Annotated in this window: 13 protein-coding genes; 11 read left to right on the top strand and 2 right to left on the bottom strand. The window is 47.6% G+C overall.

Annotation, left to right across the window (positions count from 1 at the left end; genetic code table 11):
• Positions 1 to 114 precede the first annotated feature (114 nt).
• Both NC981_RS20000 and NC981_RS19995 read right to left on the bottom strand, forming a co-directional pair.
• On the bottom strand, positions 115 to 423 hold the full coding sequence (locus NC981_RS20000; protein ID WP_348244547.1) for a transposase family protein: 309 nt from the start codon (positions 421 to 423) through the stop codon (positions 115 to 117).
• Between the two features lie 55 nt (positions 424 to 478).
• Positions 479 to 2,152, bottom strand: coding sequence for a TolC family protein (locus NC981_RS19995; protein WP_348244546.1), 1,674 nt, complete (start codon positions 2,150 to 2,152; stop codon positions 479 to 481).
• A 362-nt stretch (positions 2,153 to 2,514) separates the two neighbouring features.
• Between NC981_RS19995 and NC981_RS19990 the strand changes: the two genes are divergently transcribed.
• The 11 genes from NC981_RS19990 (at position 2,515) to NC981_RS19940 (ending at position 18,224) form a co-directional block, all read left to right on the top strand.
• A complete protein-coding gene (locus NC981_RS19990; RefSeq protein WP_348244545.1) occupies positions 2,515 to 3,954 on the top strand; it encodes an NHLP bacteriocin system secretion protein in 1,440 nt (479 codons plus the stop codon).
• On the top strand, positions 3,944 to 6,148 hold the full coding sequence (locus NC981_RS19985; RefSeq protein ID WP_348244544.1) for an NHLP family bacteriocin export ABC transporter peptidase/permease/ATPase subunit: 2,205 nt from the start codon (positions 3,944 to 3,946) through the stop codon (positions 6,146 to 6,148). The genes NC981_RS19990 and NC981_RS19985 overlap by 11 nt, the downstream gene beginning before the upstream one ends.
• Positions 6,149 to 6,188: 40 nt before the next feature.
• A complete protein-coding gene (locus tag NC981_RS19980) occupies positions 6,189 to 9,083 on the top strand; it encodes an NHLP bacteriocin export ABC transporter permease/ATPase subunit (protein WP_348244543.1) in 2,895 nt (964 codons plus the stop codon).
• A gap of 4 nt (positions 9,084 to 9,087) precedes the next feature.
• Complete coding sequence (locus tag NC981_RS19975; protein WP_348244542.1) at positions 9,088 to 9,888, top strand: helix-turn-helix domain-containing protein; 801 nt, start codon at positions 9,088 to 9,090, stop codon at positions 9,886 to 9,888.
• Positions 9,889 to 9,965: 77 nt separating this feature from the next.
• A complete protein-coding gene (locus NC981_RS19970) occupies positions 9,966 to 10,628 on the top strand; it encodes an NHLP leader peptide family RiPP precursor (protein WP_190375283.1) in 663 nt (220 codons plus the stop codon).
• 134 nt (positions 10,629 to 10,762) lie between these two features.
• On the top strand, positions 10,763 to 11,956 hold the full coding sequence (locus NC981_RS19965) for a radical SAM family RiPP maturation amino acid epimerase (protein ID WP_348244541.1): 1,194 nt from the start codon (positions 10,763 to 10,765) through the stop codon (positions 11,954 to 11,956).
• A 6-nt stretch (positions 11,957 to 11,962) separates the two neighbouring features.
• Complete coding sequence (lanM, locus tag NC981_RS19960; protein WP_348244540.1) at positions 11,963 to 15,277, top strand: type 2 lanthipeptide synthetase LanM; 3,315 nt, start codon at positions 11,963 to 11,965, stop codon at positions 15,275 to 15,277.
• A complete protein-coding gene (locus NC981_RS19955; RefSeq protein ID WP_348244539.1) occupies positions 15,274 to 15,993 on the top strand; it encodes a hypothetical protein in 720 nt (239 codons plus the stop codon). The genes lanM and NC981_RS19955 overlap by 4 nt, the downstream gene beginning before the upstream one ends.
• A gap of 19 nt (positions 15,994 to 16,012) precedes the next feature.
• Entirely contained in the window at positions 16,013 to 16,558 is a 546-nt protein-coding gene (locus NC981_RS19950; RefSeq protein WP_348244538.1) for an aspartyl/asparaginyl beta-hydroxylase domain-containing protein, read from the top strand.
• 8 nt (positions 16,559 to 16,566) lie between these two features.
• Positions 16,567 to 17,451: a GNAT family N-acetyltransferase gene (locus NC981_RS19945; protein ID WP_348244537.1), complete on the top strand. Its 885-nt coding sequence runs from the start codon at positions 16,567 to 16,569 to the stop codon at positions 17,449 to 17,451.
• Entirely contained in the window at positions 17,448 to 18,224 is a 777-nt protein-coding gene (locus NC981_RS19940; RefSeq protein ID WP_348244536.1) for a hypothetical protein, read from the top strand. Before NC981_RS19945 ends, NC981_RS19940 begins: the two co-directional genes overlap by 4 nt.
• Positions 18,225 to 18,229 lie beyond the last annotated feature (5 nt).

The raw sequence follows: 18,229 nt of genomic DNA, 5'->3' as shown, positions 1-18,229 counted from the left end.
CGGCTACTCGTTTCATCGGCTGGGCAGCCCCTATCGCCTCCACGAGCGTTATTTAGACTCCGCGTGATGCCCCACCGCAGGGTGATAATTGCTTGATGCAGCATCGCCTTTCAGCTATCCGTCTCGCGCTACTCCGCCCAATTGGATAGGTCTCGTACTCTTGGGGAATGCACTTGTCAGCGACGCATATGAAACACGCTCAATTGCTTTGCAAATCGTCGAGTACGAGGGCAAGCGAGCATAGGGCAGTTCCAGCAATTTCAGCAATGCTTTTTGACGCCGTGTCACAAATTCTTCTAACGCTCGATAGCTCGTACAGCCACTCAGCACGCCCATCACGACCCGCAATCGGATCACCCATAGCTCATACTGAGAATGAGTGCGGAAGTCGCGCACTTGATTGAGATGCTCAATCAGGCTCACGGGCTATTCACGGCAGGAACAACGCTTTCATTCTGCTTTTTCTTTCTCCAATAAACTAGCCCTGCCCATTCGGGCTACTTTCTACCCAACTCACGGCTCGCTTCAGTGCAGCTAGCGCTCGATTATATCCCAGAGTCGCCTGAACTAAATTGCCTTCTGCCTGGGTCAATCGACTTTCTGCATCTAGCACATCGTTTTGAAGTCCAACTCCCGCTCCAAACCGGACTCTAGCTGCACGTAACGCTTCTTTGGCTCGATTCAGGGAAGCAGTCGCAGTCTGAACATTCTTCAGGTTCGACTGTAAGTTAAAGTAGCTTTGCTCCACATCCAACCGGATTTGCTGCCCAGTTTCCGCGAATCGGGTTTCTGCGATCGCAATGTTTTCCGTTTCTTGCGCTGCTCTAGCTCTGGCTGCACCTCCATCGTATAACTTCCATTGGACGCGCATTCCGACGCTATAGCCATCTCCCCAGCCTCGGCTAACTGCCTCCCCTGGCGCATCATTGCCTAATGCCAATACGTTATAGTTTGCGAACACCCCCACTAGCGGACGGAGTGCTGCCTCTGCTGCCTTGCGTTGATTGATACTAATATTGCGTTGTGCGAGTTGCTGCTGCAATTCGACCCGCTTTTTCAGAGCTTGAACAATACTTTCCTCTAATGATAGTGTCCAAGGTTCAGCCAGTTTGACCGGCTCTGCGGCGGTTACAGTAATCGTTGCCGAACTATTGAGCAACCGAGAAAGCCGTCTACGGCTCACCTGCTGCTGTGTCTGCGCCACGACGAGTTGCTGTGAGGCATTATCTAATTGAACTTGTGTGTTTAAAACATCCAAGCGGGTTGCTAATCCATTTTTCGACAGCGCTTCTGTGTTGTCCAAACTGCGTGTTGCTTCGGTAACGGCTGCGGTCTCAATCCGAACTTGCTCGTTGGCAGATTGCACATCATAGTAAGCATTGGTGATATCTAGTTGCAGTTGTTCCAGAATGCGTTCTACTTCCAATTGATTTTGTCGAACCTGTTCTGCAAACACTTGAATTAATGCGGGTCTTTGTCCGCCCGTGTAGAGTGCGTACTCAAGTAGAAAAGAACCGTTGAAGCTGGTGGTGCCATAGTTCTTGAGCGCGTCGAGCGAAGCTTGTCCTTGGGCAAGTTGGGCTTGCGTCTGCAAGAGGCTATTCCGTTGTAAGAAAGCACTTAATGGATCAGTTGGTGACGGAGATGCAAGTAGACCACGGAGCGCTGCTTCTCCTTGAGTAATCTGTTGACGGGTTTGACGCTCCGTTGCTTGGACTGCAATATCACCGCTTGCAGACAGATCACGACTGAGACTGGCTTGAAAGCTGAAGGTTGGATAGAGCGCGGCTTCTGCTTCGCGCAATGCTGCCTGCGATCGCCGCAGTTGTGCCTGAGCAACCTGCAAAGTAAGACTGTTGCGCTGAGCGGTTTCGATCGCTTGCTTCAGGGTAATCGCAACTGTTTTTTGTACTTCAACTTGATTGGTCTCAGTAGGAAGCTGAAGCCGATTTGGATTGGGCGTTAGATCGGCGGCAGACGGAGTTGCGGGAGCTTCAACCACCGAAGTTTTAGGTTGAACACTGGGTTGTAATGTGGGAAGCGGTGCTGATGGAACTGGAGGCGGGGATTGAGCCTGAACTGGGTAGATGCCAAATTGCAGCGCGATCGCAGCATTCAGTCCTGCAATAATACCGAAATTTAAACATTTCATCTGTTTCTTATTTCCAGCACAAGTAAATACTCTGTACTCCTAGAATTAGGACTCAGAAGCAAATCAGTTCGCTTGCTAACAGCGTTTGCAAAGTTGCAGAGTTCAGTTTACTCTGATTTCTGAATTTAGATACTCAATTTAATCAGTAAAGTTTTAGCAAAATCTACGTAACACCTAAGTAGTTTCACTAATTATCTCAATAAAAATCCGTGAATTCTCTGTTTATCCCTAAAGAGGATTGCCATCTAATCTTAGGTGTCATTCGCAGTTTATTAGAGAACATCGGCTTATCGATACGATCAGAACTTGTTGAATTGATCCGCAAGAGGAAGTTAAGTCATTAGTGAATTGAAGCTCTTTGTATGTTTAATCCCAATCGAAATGTTTTTCGTAAGGAATCACTAGAGCGGCTGTCTTCGCCGGAACGATTGGATCAATTGATGCAAGTCGTTCGCCCGAAAACCTGGATACCGCTTGCAGCATTAGGCGGATTGTTAACCATTGGGCTAGGCTGGAGCATTTTTGGGCGAATTCCGATGACCGTTGCAGGACAAGGAGTGCTAATCTATCCTCGTCGAGTGACCTCGCTACAATCTCCGAGCGCTGGGCAACTGCAAAATCTTAGGATCAAAGTTGGAGATGTGGTGAAAAAAGGAGATGTGATTGCCACGATCGACCAACCCGAACTAAAAAAACAGCTTCAGCAACAACAAGCCAAACTCACCGAACTCTTAGCTCAGGGTGAAGACGCAAATCAGTTGCAACAGCAGCGAATTGCGAGTGAAACCACTTCGATCGAGCAGCAACGGCGCAACCTAACTCAGCGCATTGCGAATGCAGAAGAACTAACTCCAGTGCTGAAAGATAAAGGACTGACTTCGCTGGAGGTACAACGACAGAATTTGCAGCAGCGTCTTAGGGATGCTCAAGCGCTTAAACCTGTACTCAAAGAACGATTAGACAATCGACGACAACTATACAAAGATCAATATGTCACCGAAGATCTGGTTCTGCAAGCCGAGCAACAGTATCTCGATCAAAATGCTCAGATTGCGAACATTCAAGCACAGCTTAAAGAACTCGATACTCGTGAAGCTGAGGCACAGCGCTCTTATCTAGAAAATCTCAGCTTGATTGCGGAGTTGCGATCGCAGCTTCGTGAGCTTGACTCAAGACAAACCTCAGTCGCACAACAGACCTTTGAAGCGAACTTAAGTCGTAAAAATCAGATCAACGAACTGCAACGAGCGATCGCGCAACTCACTCTGCAACTGAAGAACCAAAGTCAGATTGTTAGTCCTTACAGTGGTCGAGTGCTGGAAGTGTCAGCAGTCGATGGTCAGCTTGTCTCAATGGGACTGCGGGTGGGAGTGATTGCTGCCGAGAATGAGTCTGGCTCACTCGAAGGCATTACTTACTTCAGCATTGGAGACGGTAAAAAAGTCAAACCCGGAATGCAAATTCAAATCACACCGCAAACGGTAAAGCGTGAGCGGTTTGGCGGCATTATTGCCAAGGTTAAAAGTGTATCGCCGTTTCCAGTGACCCAAGCTGGGGCAGTGGCGCTACTGGGAAATGAAGAACTGGTAAAAGGATTGTCTGCTCAAGGACCGATGCTTGAAATCACAGCAGAACTACAGCCCGGTGCTGGAAATTTTAGCGGCTATGAATGGTCTTCATCGAAAGGACCAGACCTAAAAATCACGCCAGGAACAACAACGATCGCCCGTGTGGTGGTGGAAGAACGTGCGCCGATTACATTTTTGCTCCCGATTTTGAGGTCGTACACTGGTGTTTATTAAGCTCAAGCTCCCCCAATCTTCCCAATCCTCAAGCCGTGTGAAAACGCCCACAGTGCTACAAATGGAAGCAGTAGAATGTGGAGCCGCCGCTTTAGGAATTATTTTGGCGTACTACGGACGGATTGTGCCGCTTGCTGAACTGCGTCGAGAATGCAGCGTTTCCCGCGATGGCAGTAAGGCTTCAAATGTGCTGAAGGCAGCGCGAAACTATGGAATGAGCGCGAAAGGGTTCAAGAAAAGTATTGAAGCCGTTCGTGAATTAACGCCTCCATACATTGTGTTCTGGAATTTCAACCACTTTCTCGTCGTTGAGGGCATTCAGGAACAGCGAGTTTATCTCAACGATCCGGCAACAGGACCTAGAACCGTTTCGCTGCAAGAGTTTGATGAGTCATTCACGGGAGTTGCGCTCGTGATTCGACCGACTGATGAATTTAAGCGCGGCGGACGAAAGCCAAGTTTAATGCTAGCACTGGTCGATCGCTTGTCGAGTTCGACGGGTGCACTTTTGTATTGTGTGATCGCTGGTTTCTTTTTGGTGTTACCACGACTAGCAATTCCTGTATTCAGCCAGGTTTTTGTCGATAATGTGCTGATTGAAGGTCGGTATGAATGGTTACGACCATTAATCTTAGGAATGCTGATTACGGGCTTACTCCAAGCTTTACTCACGTTACTGCAACTGCGCCATCTGAGAAAGCTGAGAGTTAAGCTATCAGTGAAACTGTCGAGTGAATTTCTCTGGCACATTCTGAGATTACCAGTTAGTTTCTATGCACAACGATTTGCAGGCGAAATTAGTAACCGAGTGAGATTAAACGACAATGTTTCAGATGTTTTGTCTGGAAGGTTAGCGAGTACCGTAATTGAAGTCGTGATGCTAATTTTTTACCTGGGGGTCATGATTCAGTATGACTTGGTTTTAACTAGCATTGGTGTGTTTTTTGCGATCGTCAATGTATCTGCGTTGCAGTGGATTTCGCGGCGGCGGATTGATACAAATATGCGGCTGGTACAAGAACATGGCAAAGTTGCAGGAGCATCGATCGCGGGACTGCAAAGCATGGAGACTTTGAAAGCATCGGGGTTAGAATCAGAGTTTTTCTCGCGCTGGGCGGGTTACTATGCCAAAGCCATCAACGCTCAACAAGAATTAGATACGGTCGGACAAGTTTTGGAAGCTTTACCTTCATTGCTTTCATCATTGACTACGATGTTGCTGTTAGTCGTCGGTGGCTTTCGAGTGATGGATGGCAATTTGAGTATTGGAATGCTGATTGCGTTCCAATCATTGATGGGAAGCTTTCAAGGACCTGTCAATAGTTTAGTGAGCTTTGGAAGCAGCTTGCAGGAATTGGAAGGAAGCCTGAATCGGCTTGATGATGTGCTTCAGAATGAAACTGATCCCCAGGTTGAACCCAGACAACAGCCTGTAGTCTTTCAAACACCAAAGCTACAAGGGCATGTAGAGCTAAAAAACATCACTTATGGCTATAGTCGAGCGTCGGATGCTTTGATTGAAAATTTCAATCTCTCGGTCAAACCAGGGCAACGAGTTGCCTTAGTTGGCGGTAGCGGTTCTGGCAAATCTACGATCGCGAAATTGATCACGGGACTGTACGAACCTTGGTCGGGTGAAGTGTTGTTTGATGGAAAGCCACGATCGCAGATCCCTCGGAGTGTGTTAACTCACTCGGTTGCCATGGTCGAGCAGGAGATTTTCTTGTTTGCGGGAACTGTGCGAGATAATTTGACGCTTTGGGATGCGACTGTACCGGATAGCTATCTGATTCATGCTTGCCAGGATGCTGCGATTCATGACACGGTGCTATCGATTCCAGGGGGATATGATGCTTTGTTGTTAGAAGGAGCCGTGAATTTAAGCGGGGGACAGCGACAGCGATTGGAACTTGCTCGATCGCTCGTTTACAATCCCAGTGTTTTGGTGATGGATGAAGCGACGAGTGCATTAGATACTGAAACCGAGAAAATCATTGATCAAAATTTGCGTCGTCGGGGTTGTACCTGCGTGATTGTGGCGCATCGATTGAGTACGATTCGCGATTGTGATGAAATCATTGTTCTAGAGCGAGGGCGAGTGGTACAGCGTGGAACTCATGAGCAATTGCGCGATCGAGATGGGGTTTATGCTCGGTTGATTAAGACTGAGGGCGAAGCATTACAGGGAGAGTAGTCACCTGTGTTTGATTAAAGTTCTATCTGCGATTTGATTCATGCTGAACTCATTTTTTGCCAAAGCGACTGGAAGCATTAAAAACATCACTGCGAATCAGCCTTTATTTCTCGCTGATTCAGATAAAACGTTCTGGTGGATTCGGTCTGGCTCTGTGGCAGTGTTTGCAGTGTCGGTCGGACAGGGAACTCCTGCGGCGGCTCGACGCTATTTGTTTAGCTTAGAAGCGGGCGCGGCATTGTTTAATTCTGAATTGGAGGAGAGCGATCGACAGCTTTTAGTGGTACCGATCGAACCAACAGAATTGCTACAGTATACGATTTCAACTGAGAAGGGCGATTTTCAGATTAACCCGACTGCACTTCTTGAAGCTTGGATTGATCATCTCAGTGCTGCCCTTCAGTCTGAAAATACAATCGCTTACACAAAAAACACAGCGACTGGTCAATCTCTTTCATCATTGGAATTAGAAGCAGGTCAGACTTACCAATCCTCTGAGATTGATTGGTTGCAAGTGCAGACCGGATGCTTCTCCTGGATGGGGCTAAAGTCGCTAGATGTAGAAACAGGTAGGTTTCCCCTTAGTCATCACGCTTGGATTAAAGCAGAACAGCGATCGACCCTGACGATCAGCGCGACTCAAGATTTGAACTGGAATCAAATTTTATCCAGCCTAGCCGTGTTCCACGCGGTTGTCTTCGATGCAATTGCTTGCCTAGAACAACAAGAAGCCCAATCAGAACTTCAGCGTTTTGCGGAAAAAGAACGGCTGAATCAGCAAGTGACCGAATCTGCCTTTGGTGAGTTAGCTTCGATTTTGATCCCGAAACAGAAGCGGTCTTTTTTTGAAGGCGATGCCTTACTGATTGCGATGGGTGCAATTGGTCGATCGCTCAACATCGAGATCCGTCCCCCGGCAAAATCAGAAAATTTATCGCGGCTGAAAGATCCCTTAGAAGCGATCGTGCGATCGTCTCGAATTCGCAGCCGTCGGGTGTTGTTGCGAGGTGATTGGTGGCGGCAAGATGCGGGCGCACTGCTCGCCTATCGCAAGGCGGATCAATCTCCGGTCACTTTGTTACCGATTCGGGGAGCGCGTTACGACTTGTTTGATCCCACAGACCAATCCCGATCGCTTGTGACTCCTGAAGTGGCTGCAACTTTAGCCCCGGAAAGCGTGATGTTTTACCGCCCCCTACCCGCAACATTGCTGAATGCGGGCGATTTAATCCGATTTGCAGGCAGAGGACGCTTCAAAGACTTTGCCACTGTAATCGTGATGGGTATTGTGGGGTCGGTATTGGGCATGGTTGTACCCCAAGCGACTGGAATTTTGATGGATTCAGCAATTCCGAACAGCGATCGTAGCTTAGTGCTTCAGCTTGCATTAGGACTCGCAGCGACTGCATTTGGTTCGACGATGTTTCAGCTTACTCAAACGTTTGCAAGTTTGCGATCGGAAACCGCTTCAGATGCAACCACGCAAGCTGCGGTGTGGGATCGATTGCTTAATCTCCGCATGGGATTTTTTCGGCGGTACTCGGTTGGAGATTTGCAGTCTCGCGTCACCGCAATCAGTAGCATTCGGCAACAGTTGAGCAGTACGACTTTAAGAACCCTGTTTAGCGGATTTTTCTCGCTGCTGAATCTGGGATTGCTGATGTTCTATAGCTTTAAGCTGTCGATCGTAGCCATCGTCGTCGCGCTGATCTCGATCATTGTTACCACTGTTTCAGGCGTGCTGCTGCTTCGTAAACAGCGTCCGCTGCTAGAGCTACAAGGAACCATTTTTGGTTTGGTTGTGCAATTGATTAATGGCATCTCGAAGCTGCGGGTTGCCGGAGCTGAAGAACGAGCGTTCGCTTACTGGAGTCGTCGATATAGTCAGCAGATTAAGCTAGAGATAAGCACTCAATTGATCGAAGATGTGGTGATATTGTTCAATACAATCATGCCGACCTTAACCTCGATCGCGCTGTACTGGTTTGTGGTAGGAATGCTGACAAAACCTGAGACTGCATTAGATGCAGAGCCAATGTCAACAGGTACATTTCTAGCATTTAGTTCTGCATTTGGAACCTTTATTAGTGGTGCTACCAGTCTGAGCAATACCACTCTCAGTATTCTGTCAGTAATTCCGCTTTGGAAACGAGCCAAGCCGATTCTCGAAGAACTTCCAGAAGTCGATCAAAGTAAAGCTGATCCAGGTAGACTCGCTGGAGGTATTAAGATTGATCATGTAGTGTTTCGCTATCGAATGGACGGAGCACTGACGCTTGATGATGTCAGTTTAGAAGCAAATCCCGGTGAATTTATTGCCTTGATCGGCCCTTCTGGAAGTGGTAAGTCAACCATTCTGCGACTTTTACTGGGGTTTGATACTCCAGAGCTAGGCAGCATTTTCTATGATGGACAAGATTTGGCAGGGTTGGATATCTATGCAGTGCGTCGTCAAATTGGTGTTGTTTTACAAAATGCCCGAATTAACTCTGCCTCAATCTTTGACAACATTGCGTCTGGCGCTCAAGTCACAATGGACGAAGCCTGGGAAGCCGCACAAATGGCGGGATTTGCCGAAGATATTCAGGCAATGCCGATGGGAATGCACACCGTCATCAGCGAAGGTGGCAGCAATCTTTCTGGTGGACAACGGCAGCGATTGATTATTGCACGAGCGCTGGTGCTGAAACCTCGGATTTTATTTTTTGATGAAGCGACCAGTGCGCTAGACAACCGGACTCAAGCGATCGTTAGTGAAAGCCTCGATCGACTGAATGTAACGCGGATTGTGATTGCTCATCGCCTCAGTACGATTCGTAATGCCGATCGCATTTATGTCTTGCAGGCAGGGAGAGTCGTGCAGGTCGGAAATTTTGATCAGTTAGCAAAGCAGAATGGCTTGTTTTCTCAGTTAATTGCTCGGCAAGTGGTGTAGGAAAATGAACAAAATCTTGGTAATTGAAACTGAGAGGAAAGCTAGAGAACAGTTAATTCAATGTCTTGAAGCTGAAGAATTTCACGCGATCGGCTGTGAAACCGCACAGATGGCAATGCAAACAGCACATCAATGGTTGCCTCATTTGATTCTCTGTGGCGTGAATTCCTCGAATCTGGACGGATTTGAGCTTTTGGCTTCGCTGCGTCAACAGACCGCAACGTTACCTATTCCTTTTATTTTTCTAAGCGATCAAGCGACTACAGAGGACTATCGCCGGGGGATGGAACTCGGTGCAGATGACTATCTGATTCAGCCTTCGATCGCAGAATTACTGCGAGTGATCACAGTCCGCATCGATCGCCAAGCCAAACTAAAGCAATGGTATGCCGCTCAATCGACAGTTCCATCAGATTCAACGATTTTTCCCACTGTGTCTGCCCGGCTTCAAGTTGTATTTGACTTTCTCGAAGCGCATTACACAGAAGAGATTGGGCTAAAAGATGTTGCTGAGGCGGTTGGATATTCATCGACTTATCTAACTCACCTTGTCCGCAAGCAAACTGGGCAATCATTGCATAGTTGGTTGATACAGCGTCGAATGAAAGCTGCATCGGCTTTATTGATTGAAACAGATCGCTCCATTGAGGAGATTGCGCGATCGGTGGGCTATTTGAATGTTTGCAATTTCTTTCGCCAGTTTCGGCAAATCTATGGACAAACCCCTCGATCGTGGCGAAATCAACACCGAGGGACTTGCGATTTCTTAGTTCTCGAACGGGATCGAAAGAAATGCAATGTTTAACCAAGGAAACGCAACACTGGAATGAGTGCGATCGCATTTAATAGCGAAGAGCCTCAATCTATATTAGGAGCTTGACAATGCAAACAATTCAAGAAGCACTAGAGCAGGTATGGAGCGATGAAGCGCTCAAAAATCGCTTATTGAGCGATCCGAAGCCTGTCTTGTCTGAGTTTGGTTTGGACATTTCCGACCAAGTTGACGTTAAAGTGCATGAGAACACGGCAAACTGCCTCAACTTTATTTTGCCTGAGCAAGCGATTTTTGAAGGGGCTGACCCTGAAGCGCTTGATCCGGTTGCAGGGAAAGTGATGAAGCGAGCCTGGGCAGACAGTGAGTTCAAGACGCAATTGCTAGCTGAGCCGAAAGCTGCAATTCAAGATGCGACGGGCGTAACGCTCCCAGAAGAGATGACCGTCAATGTCTATGAAAACACTCCAGAAGTGCGCCACATGATTTTGCCTGCGAACCCGAATGACTCAGAACTGAGCGATATGGATCTTGAAGGGGTTGCGGGTGGACTGTCTAAAGGCGCACAATGGGGCGTCGGCTGTGGATCTGCTGGTGCAGTTACAGGAGTCGCTGCCGGAGGGTTCGGAATCGCTGCTGCTGCTTTAGCCTTTAGTGCAGTTGGAACAGCCGTCACTGGAATTATTGCTGGCGGTTTAGGAGTTGCAGGCGGTGTAGCATCGGGTATCTCAACAGCAGGTGGCACAGTTGCAAGTTCAAAGGGCAAGTGCTAATCCCTAACTTGCGTCAAGCAGCATTTCGATCGTCTGAATGAGTTCCTTCGAGCCAAGTCAGACATTGTGCTGAATCCTAGCTCCCTGAAATCAGTGTTTGAAATTGGGGAGCTATTTTTAATCAGATGACTTTTATGAGTGCTTCCCTTTTTTCTAGTAACATTGGCTTGATTGATGCGGTATCCCTGCGCCAGAATTTGAAGCAATGGGCAGGAACACAGACGCAATCTTGGTGTGATCTGTCGGATGCAGCGTTGCAACAACGCCTCTCGACTACGAGCCATCTCAAACGATTCTTGGAAAAATATTGCGTCGATCGTAGCTTTCGGGAAGCGCTGCAAAGCAATCCGGGTGAGGCGATTCAACAAGCTGGACTTGCCGTAGCGATACAAGATGTTGAATCACTCTGGACGCATCAGTCTGGAACGATTTCCGAGACGCTTCAGCATTTCTTTGCATTTGGTCAAGAGCGATTACATTGGTCGGAACTCCGATCAATCAGCGCTCAATCGAGTCATGCCAAGTATCGAGCTTGGCGATCGCGGCGAATTGAGCGCACTCAGTGCGAGATGCCTGCGATCGCTGCAAATCTAGCGCACGTTCCTGTGTGTTTTGAACTGAGTCAAGGTTGCTCAGTGGGTTGCTCGTTTTGTGCGATCTCCGCTTCGTCGCTACAAAATAATTTCTACTACACACCGGAAAATGCAAAGCTCTGGAGATCGATGCTTCAGGTACTACAAGATTTACTTGGAACGGCTGCCAGTGCAGGATTTTGCTATTGGGCGACTGATCCGCTTGATAATCCTGATTATGAACAATTTGCGGCTGAGTTTCATGATGTTTTAGGAATTTTTCCGCAAACTACCACAGCACAACCAACGAAATATCCTGAACGGTTGCGATCGCTGCTCAAGCATTCGCTCGAAAAAGGATGTAAGTTGAATCGGCTATCAATTTTGTCAGCCAAAACGCTCGATCGCGTGTATAAAGAATTCACGGCTGAAGAGTTGGCGTTTGTCGGGATTGTGCCACAAAATCCAGAAGCAGTTGTGATCACGCAGTTTCCGTTTAAAGCTGAACTTGCTCCCAAAATTAATGCAGGACGGACATTCGGGACAGTGCGAAAACAACCTGTGATCGACGGCACGATCGCTTGTGTGAGTGGATTTTTGATCAATCTCGTCACGCGATCGATTCAATTAATCAGTCCTTGTAAAGCAACACCAGAAGTTCCTCGTGGCTACATTGTCTATGACGAAGAAACCTTCACAGATAGTGCCAGTTTGCGATCAATTTGCGATCGCATGATCGATCAACATATGTCCTAGCTGCCCATGATTGCCCAACCCCTGCAAATTTCCATTGCTCGATCGCTGACGGAAAAAGCCTTACTTCCCGATGAATGGTCAACGATTTGTGATGCTCATTTATCGAGCGATCGACAGGGTGCGGAACAGTTGTTCCTTCGCTGGCAGAAACGGTTAGGGATGCGACAGGCTGATCCAAATGCGTTCGAGAAACGTTTACAGCAGTTAGAACTGGATCAAGACAGTGCGATCGCGTTTCTGACACCACGGAAGCTTCCTGAGGATGCATCCCTTCCAGATTGGGCGATCGTGTTAGAAGCCATTCTACAAGTTGACAACTTTAAGCAACCGATTCTTAGTGTTGCACAACTGCAAGCCTGGACAGAAGCAGAATTGCAGCAGTATGATATCAATCTTGACGCACTGCCATTGTTTCCACAGTTTCTACATCCTTTTGTCACATGGGCACTGCGGGAAATTCAGTCACAGCAACCAGACTTATTAAGTTGGAATGCGATCGAAACGATCGGACGATATCTAGTTTGGCGATTGTCGGAGCTATCAGCACGCACTATTGCTTATGAAGTCAAGCAACACAGCTTCAAAGGCAAACTGCTGGGTGACACTCCAGAGCTACGGTATCAATATTTTGCTGAGCAAGTTTTAGGAAATTCAGCAGGACTCACAGAGCTATTGCTGCAATATCCAGTATTAGGGCGGCTTTTAGCCGTTGCAACTCAACAAGTTGCCAGTTCAATCATCGAATTACTAACACGATTTAAGCAGGATATAGTCGATCTGGCTCAAGTCTTTGACTGTGATCGTACTTCGTCGATCGCAGCATTGTTTCCCGGATTGTCTGATTCCCATCAAGGAGGGCGAACAGTCTGTCTTGTTCAAGTGAGCGATCAAACTAAACTAATTTATAAGCCTCGGAGCTTAGCGATCGATCATGCCTTCTATCACTTGATCGATTGGTTAAATCAAACCGGAAGCACACCGACATTTAAGACACTCAAAATTCTTGATCGTGTTGAATATGGCTGGACAGAATTTGTTGCGACTCAATCTTGTGATTCTGAAGCAGCGATCGCTCGATACTATCAACGTCAAGGCGGGCATGTTGCGCTGGCTTACTTCCTGTGTGGCGTGGATTTTCACTATGAAAACTTTATTCCATGTGGTGAATATCCAGTTCCGATCGACTTAGAAGCGCTACTGACGAGTGGAGTTCATGTTCCCGCACGTGAATGGAAACATCTGCCGAAGTATCTTTTACCTTCGAGTTTGTTTTCGATGCTATCAACCGGAATGTCAACCTATTGGCGGTCTGGAGATTTTGATCAGATTCTTTTTGCTGCCAGTGGGATCAATGGCAGTGGAGATCGCCCCTGGCATACTGCGGTTTCAGCTTGGAGCAACATCAATACCGATCGACTAACACTCAAACGCACCGCTCAACCTCTGCATTTTGATCAGAGCTTACCGCGATTGAATGATCAGCGAATTTCGGTCGATCGCTTTTTACCTAATGTTGTACAAGGTTTTGCTGCGGTTTATCGAACGTTACTTCAGCATCGCAAGTATTTACTTTCAGAAGAAAGCCCATTGCAGGCATTCTACTCGGTTCAAACTCGTGTTTTAGTGCGCGACACGAGCGATTATTCTGGATTACTAGCCTGGAGTGTAGCACCCGATCAGCTTACCAGTGGTGCAGCCTTTTTTGTGGCATTAGAGTCTTTGAGTGAACTGAGTCCGACCTGTGCCAGTCTAGCTCCGACTCAAGCGATCGTCGATGAAGAACGGCAGTGTTTACGCTGGCTCAACATTCCTAGTTTCTATGGGTCGCCTGCTTCGATCGACATTTATTCTAGTGAGGGCACCCTCTATCCTGCCTTTGTTCAACAGCCAAGCTTTCAACAGATGCAGCAGCGTTTAGAAGATGCTTCTGAAGAAGACTTAATTTGGCAAGCGGAACTTTTGCGGGTTTCGTTAGCCATGGCACTGAATCTAGAAGCAGCCCCGAATCAAACCTCAAAACCCGCTTGGCTGAATCAAACATTGAATGCTGAATGGTTACAACTCAATGGTTGGGTTCCATTAAATGCTGCGGTAGCCGAAACAGAAGCCACTGATCCGATACTGAAGTTAGAGACGCACCTAAGCGCGATCGCAGAAGTTCTGACAAATCTAGCCCTAAATCATATGGAGGGTAGTAGTTGGCTTAGTTTAGGACGAACTAACAACTCTGCAATGGTCGCTCCAGTGCATCATTATCCGTGGCACGCAGCGGGAGCAGCAGGAACAAGCTTATTGTTTGCCAATCTCGCTCGACACACCGGAAACGAACAATACGCCCGTTTAGCGCGAGGAGGAATGAAATTTACTTTCTCAATGCTAGAGCAATTCAGCCAAGCGGGATTGTGGAATGACCTTCCCGTTTCGGGATATCACGGGATTGGGTTAGGCATCTATGCTTTGACGGAAACCGGGCGATGCCTCAACGATCGCAGCTTGATTAAGCAAGCTCTGTCGATCGCTCTCAAGCTAACCCCAGAGAAGCTACTGCGAGAAACTAATCCAGATATTCTGTGTGGCGCGGCTGGAGGATTGCTCACCTTGCTGCATCTACACCGACTGCATCCAGATCAAAGATTAGTCGATCGAGCCATTGATCTTGCCACTCCGATTCTCAAGTCCCAAGCTTCGGGAGCAGCAGCCGGATGGTTTATTCCTGAGTTTGAGCGTCCGTTGATGGGAATGGGACATGGTGCGGCAGGAATTAGCTATGCGTTGTTGCAGCTTTATGCAATAACAGGTGATTCACGCTTTAAGGAGTCGGCTCAGCGCGGAATCGCATTCGAGCAGCAGAACTTTGCGATCGAGCAGCAAGATTGGGCGGATTTTCGTCAGCCGATTGGACACACTCAGTTTATGACAGGCTGGTGTGCAGGCGCTCCGGGAATTGGTTTAGCACGATTGGGAAGCTTGGGAGTGCTGGAAGATGAAGCGGAGATTTGGATGGATATCGAACGAGCGATCGCAGCAACTCAAAAGCATCTTGGCAAAGCACAACATCATTTATGCTGTGGTGAAGCGGGGCGAATTGTGTTTCTGGCAAAAGCAGCCCAGCAATTAAATCGCCCGGAATTGTGGGAAGCTGCAATCCAAGCCGCAGTTGCAACTACGACATTTTATGAGCGGCGCGGTTACTGGCGATTGCACGAGTTTTCAGAACGCAGAATCATTCCTGGCTTACTCGATGGCGTTGCTGGTATCGGGTTGATGTTGCTCTGGTTACTTGATCCAAAATCAACTTCTCAAGCTTGGATGTTGGCATGATGAAACCCTCGACACAAATAGATGCCTTTCAAACGTTTCACAGCATTCCGATGTTGAGTGAATCCGAATGTCAAACGATTCGCTCAGTGATTTATGAATTGAAGCAGGATTGGACACGGCGCAATCCGTTTCTACCGTTTTACACGCTGGGAGCAGCAAGCTATCTCGATGCTGCTGAAAATGAGCAATATCCGCAATCTGCACAGCGATCGAATCTATTACTCTCTAGTCGGTTTGCTTGGTTGTATCAACGCTTAGGAACTGTTCTTGCTCAACATTTAGGAGCACCAATCAACTACAATCACTCGTTTGCACTACCTGGGTTTCATATCTATCTATCGTGCGTTCTTTTTGAGTTTCCGATCGCTTCGATTCACATCGATTTACAGTATCAACAATTGCAGTGGGATGCAGAGGATACGAATTTTACCAATCCAATCTCCTTCACCTTACCCATCTCACTCCCGCAGTCGGGTGGAGGGTTGAATGTTTGGAATGTTGAGCAATCAGAAATGCCCGATTCAGCCGCATTGCAGCAACTCATTCAATCTCGTGAGCAGCGCTTTTACCCGTATGAGATTGGATCATTGGTTGTGCATTCTGGATTGACATTACATCAGGCTGCACCGGGTTCTAACTTAAAACCAGATGACGATCGAATTACGTTACAAGGACACGGATTATTCAGTCGTGGATGCTGGCAACTATATTGGTGATTCGCAAAGGTACATTGTTATGTTTTTTGACCCCGCTCACTTTCCATTTACTGCTTTGCTCGAAGCGAATTGGTTGATCATTCGTCAGGAGCTTGAGCAACTTCAAGCGGCTCAGTTCATGCCGTGGGCAGAACGATTTTTGTATCAGGGGGCTTGGGAGGTCTTCGGCTTTTATGCGTTTGGACGCAGACTCGATGAGAATTGTCAGCGTTGCCCTCAAACTACAGCAATCCTTGAGCAAGTTCCCAACCTGACCACCGCAGGATTTTCTTGTTTACAGCCAGGAACCCACATTTTGCCGCATACAGGCTATACCAGCGCGGTTCTGCGCTGTCATCTGGGATTAGTGGTGCCTGAAGGCTGTTCGATGCGCGTTGGAACTGAAACTCGACAGTGGCAAGAAGGGAAATGTCTGGTCTTCGATGACACGATCGAACATGAAGTCTGGCATCGCGGCAACACAAATCGGATTGTTTTGCTGCTTGATTTTAAGAAGCCTGAGATAGTGCAACCGATTGATCTAACCGTGCCGAATAGCGTGGCTCAAATGATTTCATCTCTCTAGGTTTAACTATGATTACCTTTGAATCATTAAACTTGTTTTCTGCGCCTCCGTTTCGGACGATGACTTTCCCGAAGTTCCAAGCAATGCTGCAAAGCGTCGGCTTAGGTCGTCAGATGATCGCGATCGGTGCCAGCGAGAATAATCAACCTGTTGGACTGATTCTCGCAGAAGTTCAAGCACAGTCCGCAAAAATCCTTTCTCTGTTTGTCAAAGCTGAGTATCGCAATCAAGGTATTGCCACTCGATTAATCGATCGCATCGAGCAAGCCTTAATTAGCCTCGGTTGTCAGGAAACTTACTTAGTTTATGCAGCGGGTAAGCAAACGGCTAAAGCACTAGAACGAGTTTTAGAAAAATGTGGTTGGGCTGATCCTGAACCTCGAATGCTGATTTGTCGCTGTACTCCGCAAGCCATGCAGCAAGCATCTTGGGTACAACGAGCGGTTTTACCACGATCGTTTGAGATTTTTCCTTGGACGGAACTGACTTTAGCAGACCGAGCCGCATTGTTAGGCGCAGATTGGTATCCCTCTAGCTTGAGTCCATTTGAGTATGAAGCCTCAATGGAACCCCTCAATAGTTTAGGATTACGCTATCAAGGCGAAGTTGTCGGCTGGATGATTACTCAGCGGCTTTGCCTCGATACACTTTGCTATAGCTCTAGCTACATTCGTCCTGATTTGCAGCAACGCGGGCGAATCATTCCCCTCTATGCCGAAGCCATTAACCGCCATTGCACTCGACCTGATATTCCAAATGCATCTTGGGTTGTGCCTTATATCCACCCAGGAATGGTGCAGTTTGTGAAACATCGCATGGCAGACTATATCACCTCAATGGATGAATATCGCCGATCAACAAAAACCTTCCCCGCACTGGTTGCCAGTTTATGATCACACTCAATTCCGAAGTCGTTCAATCGATCAACATTCTGGCGGCATCAGATTGTGCGCGGGTCAGGGAAACGATCGCAGCACTACGACCGCACTGGATTCAACGTCATCCGATCGCACCGTTTTATACGCTTGGAGCATCCAACTATTACGACATTGCTAACAATCTAGAGCGTCCTTATCCTCACATTGCTGCTCAAGCGAATCCTGTTTTACGGAATCATTTAGGCTGGCTCTACGACCAACTTGCTGAGACACTTTCTCAAATGCTACAAGCCCCGGTTTGCTATCCGGAGGGCTTTGCCCTTCCAGGGTTTCACATTTTTGAATCGTTTCCTGGCTTTGAGCAACCGCAATCACTGCTGCATGACGAATGGTTTCAGCAACGGTACAATCCAGGTGTGATTGCTACGCCCATTCACTGTGATACGCCGCATTTATTGTTTAACTGGGGCGCCTCCTACAATGACATTGATTTCAATCATCCGATCTCGTTTACCCTGGCGATCGCACTTCCCCAAAACGGTGCTGGAATGTATGTTTGGGATTTGCATCGCAGCGAAACGCTGGGTCTCTCTCAAGAGAAAGTTCGCAACCTTCTAGACACCCGCGACAAACAGCTCTATCGCTATCAGATTGGTGATGCGGCTGTGCATTCTGGATATTACTATCACCAAGTTGCACCCTTTTGGCAAGCTCAACCGGATGATGTCAGAATCACGCTGCAAGGACACGGATTAAAGTGTCGCGGTATTTGGCAACTGTATTGGTAATTGAT

Origin of the sequence: Leptolyngbya sp. DQ-M1 (genome assembly GCF_039962505.1) — a bacterium.
Lineage (GTDB): Bacteria > Cyanobacteriota > Cyanobacteriia > Leptolyngbyales > Leptolyngbyaceae > Leptolyngbya.
Note: the sequence above shows the minus strand (reverse complement) of the source record. Positions and strands in the feature narration are given on the sequence as shown.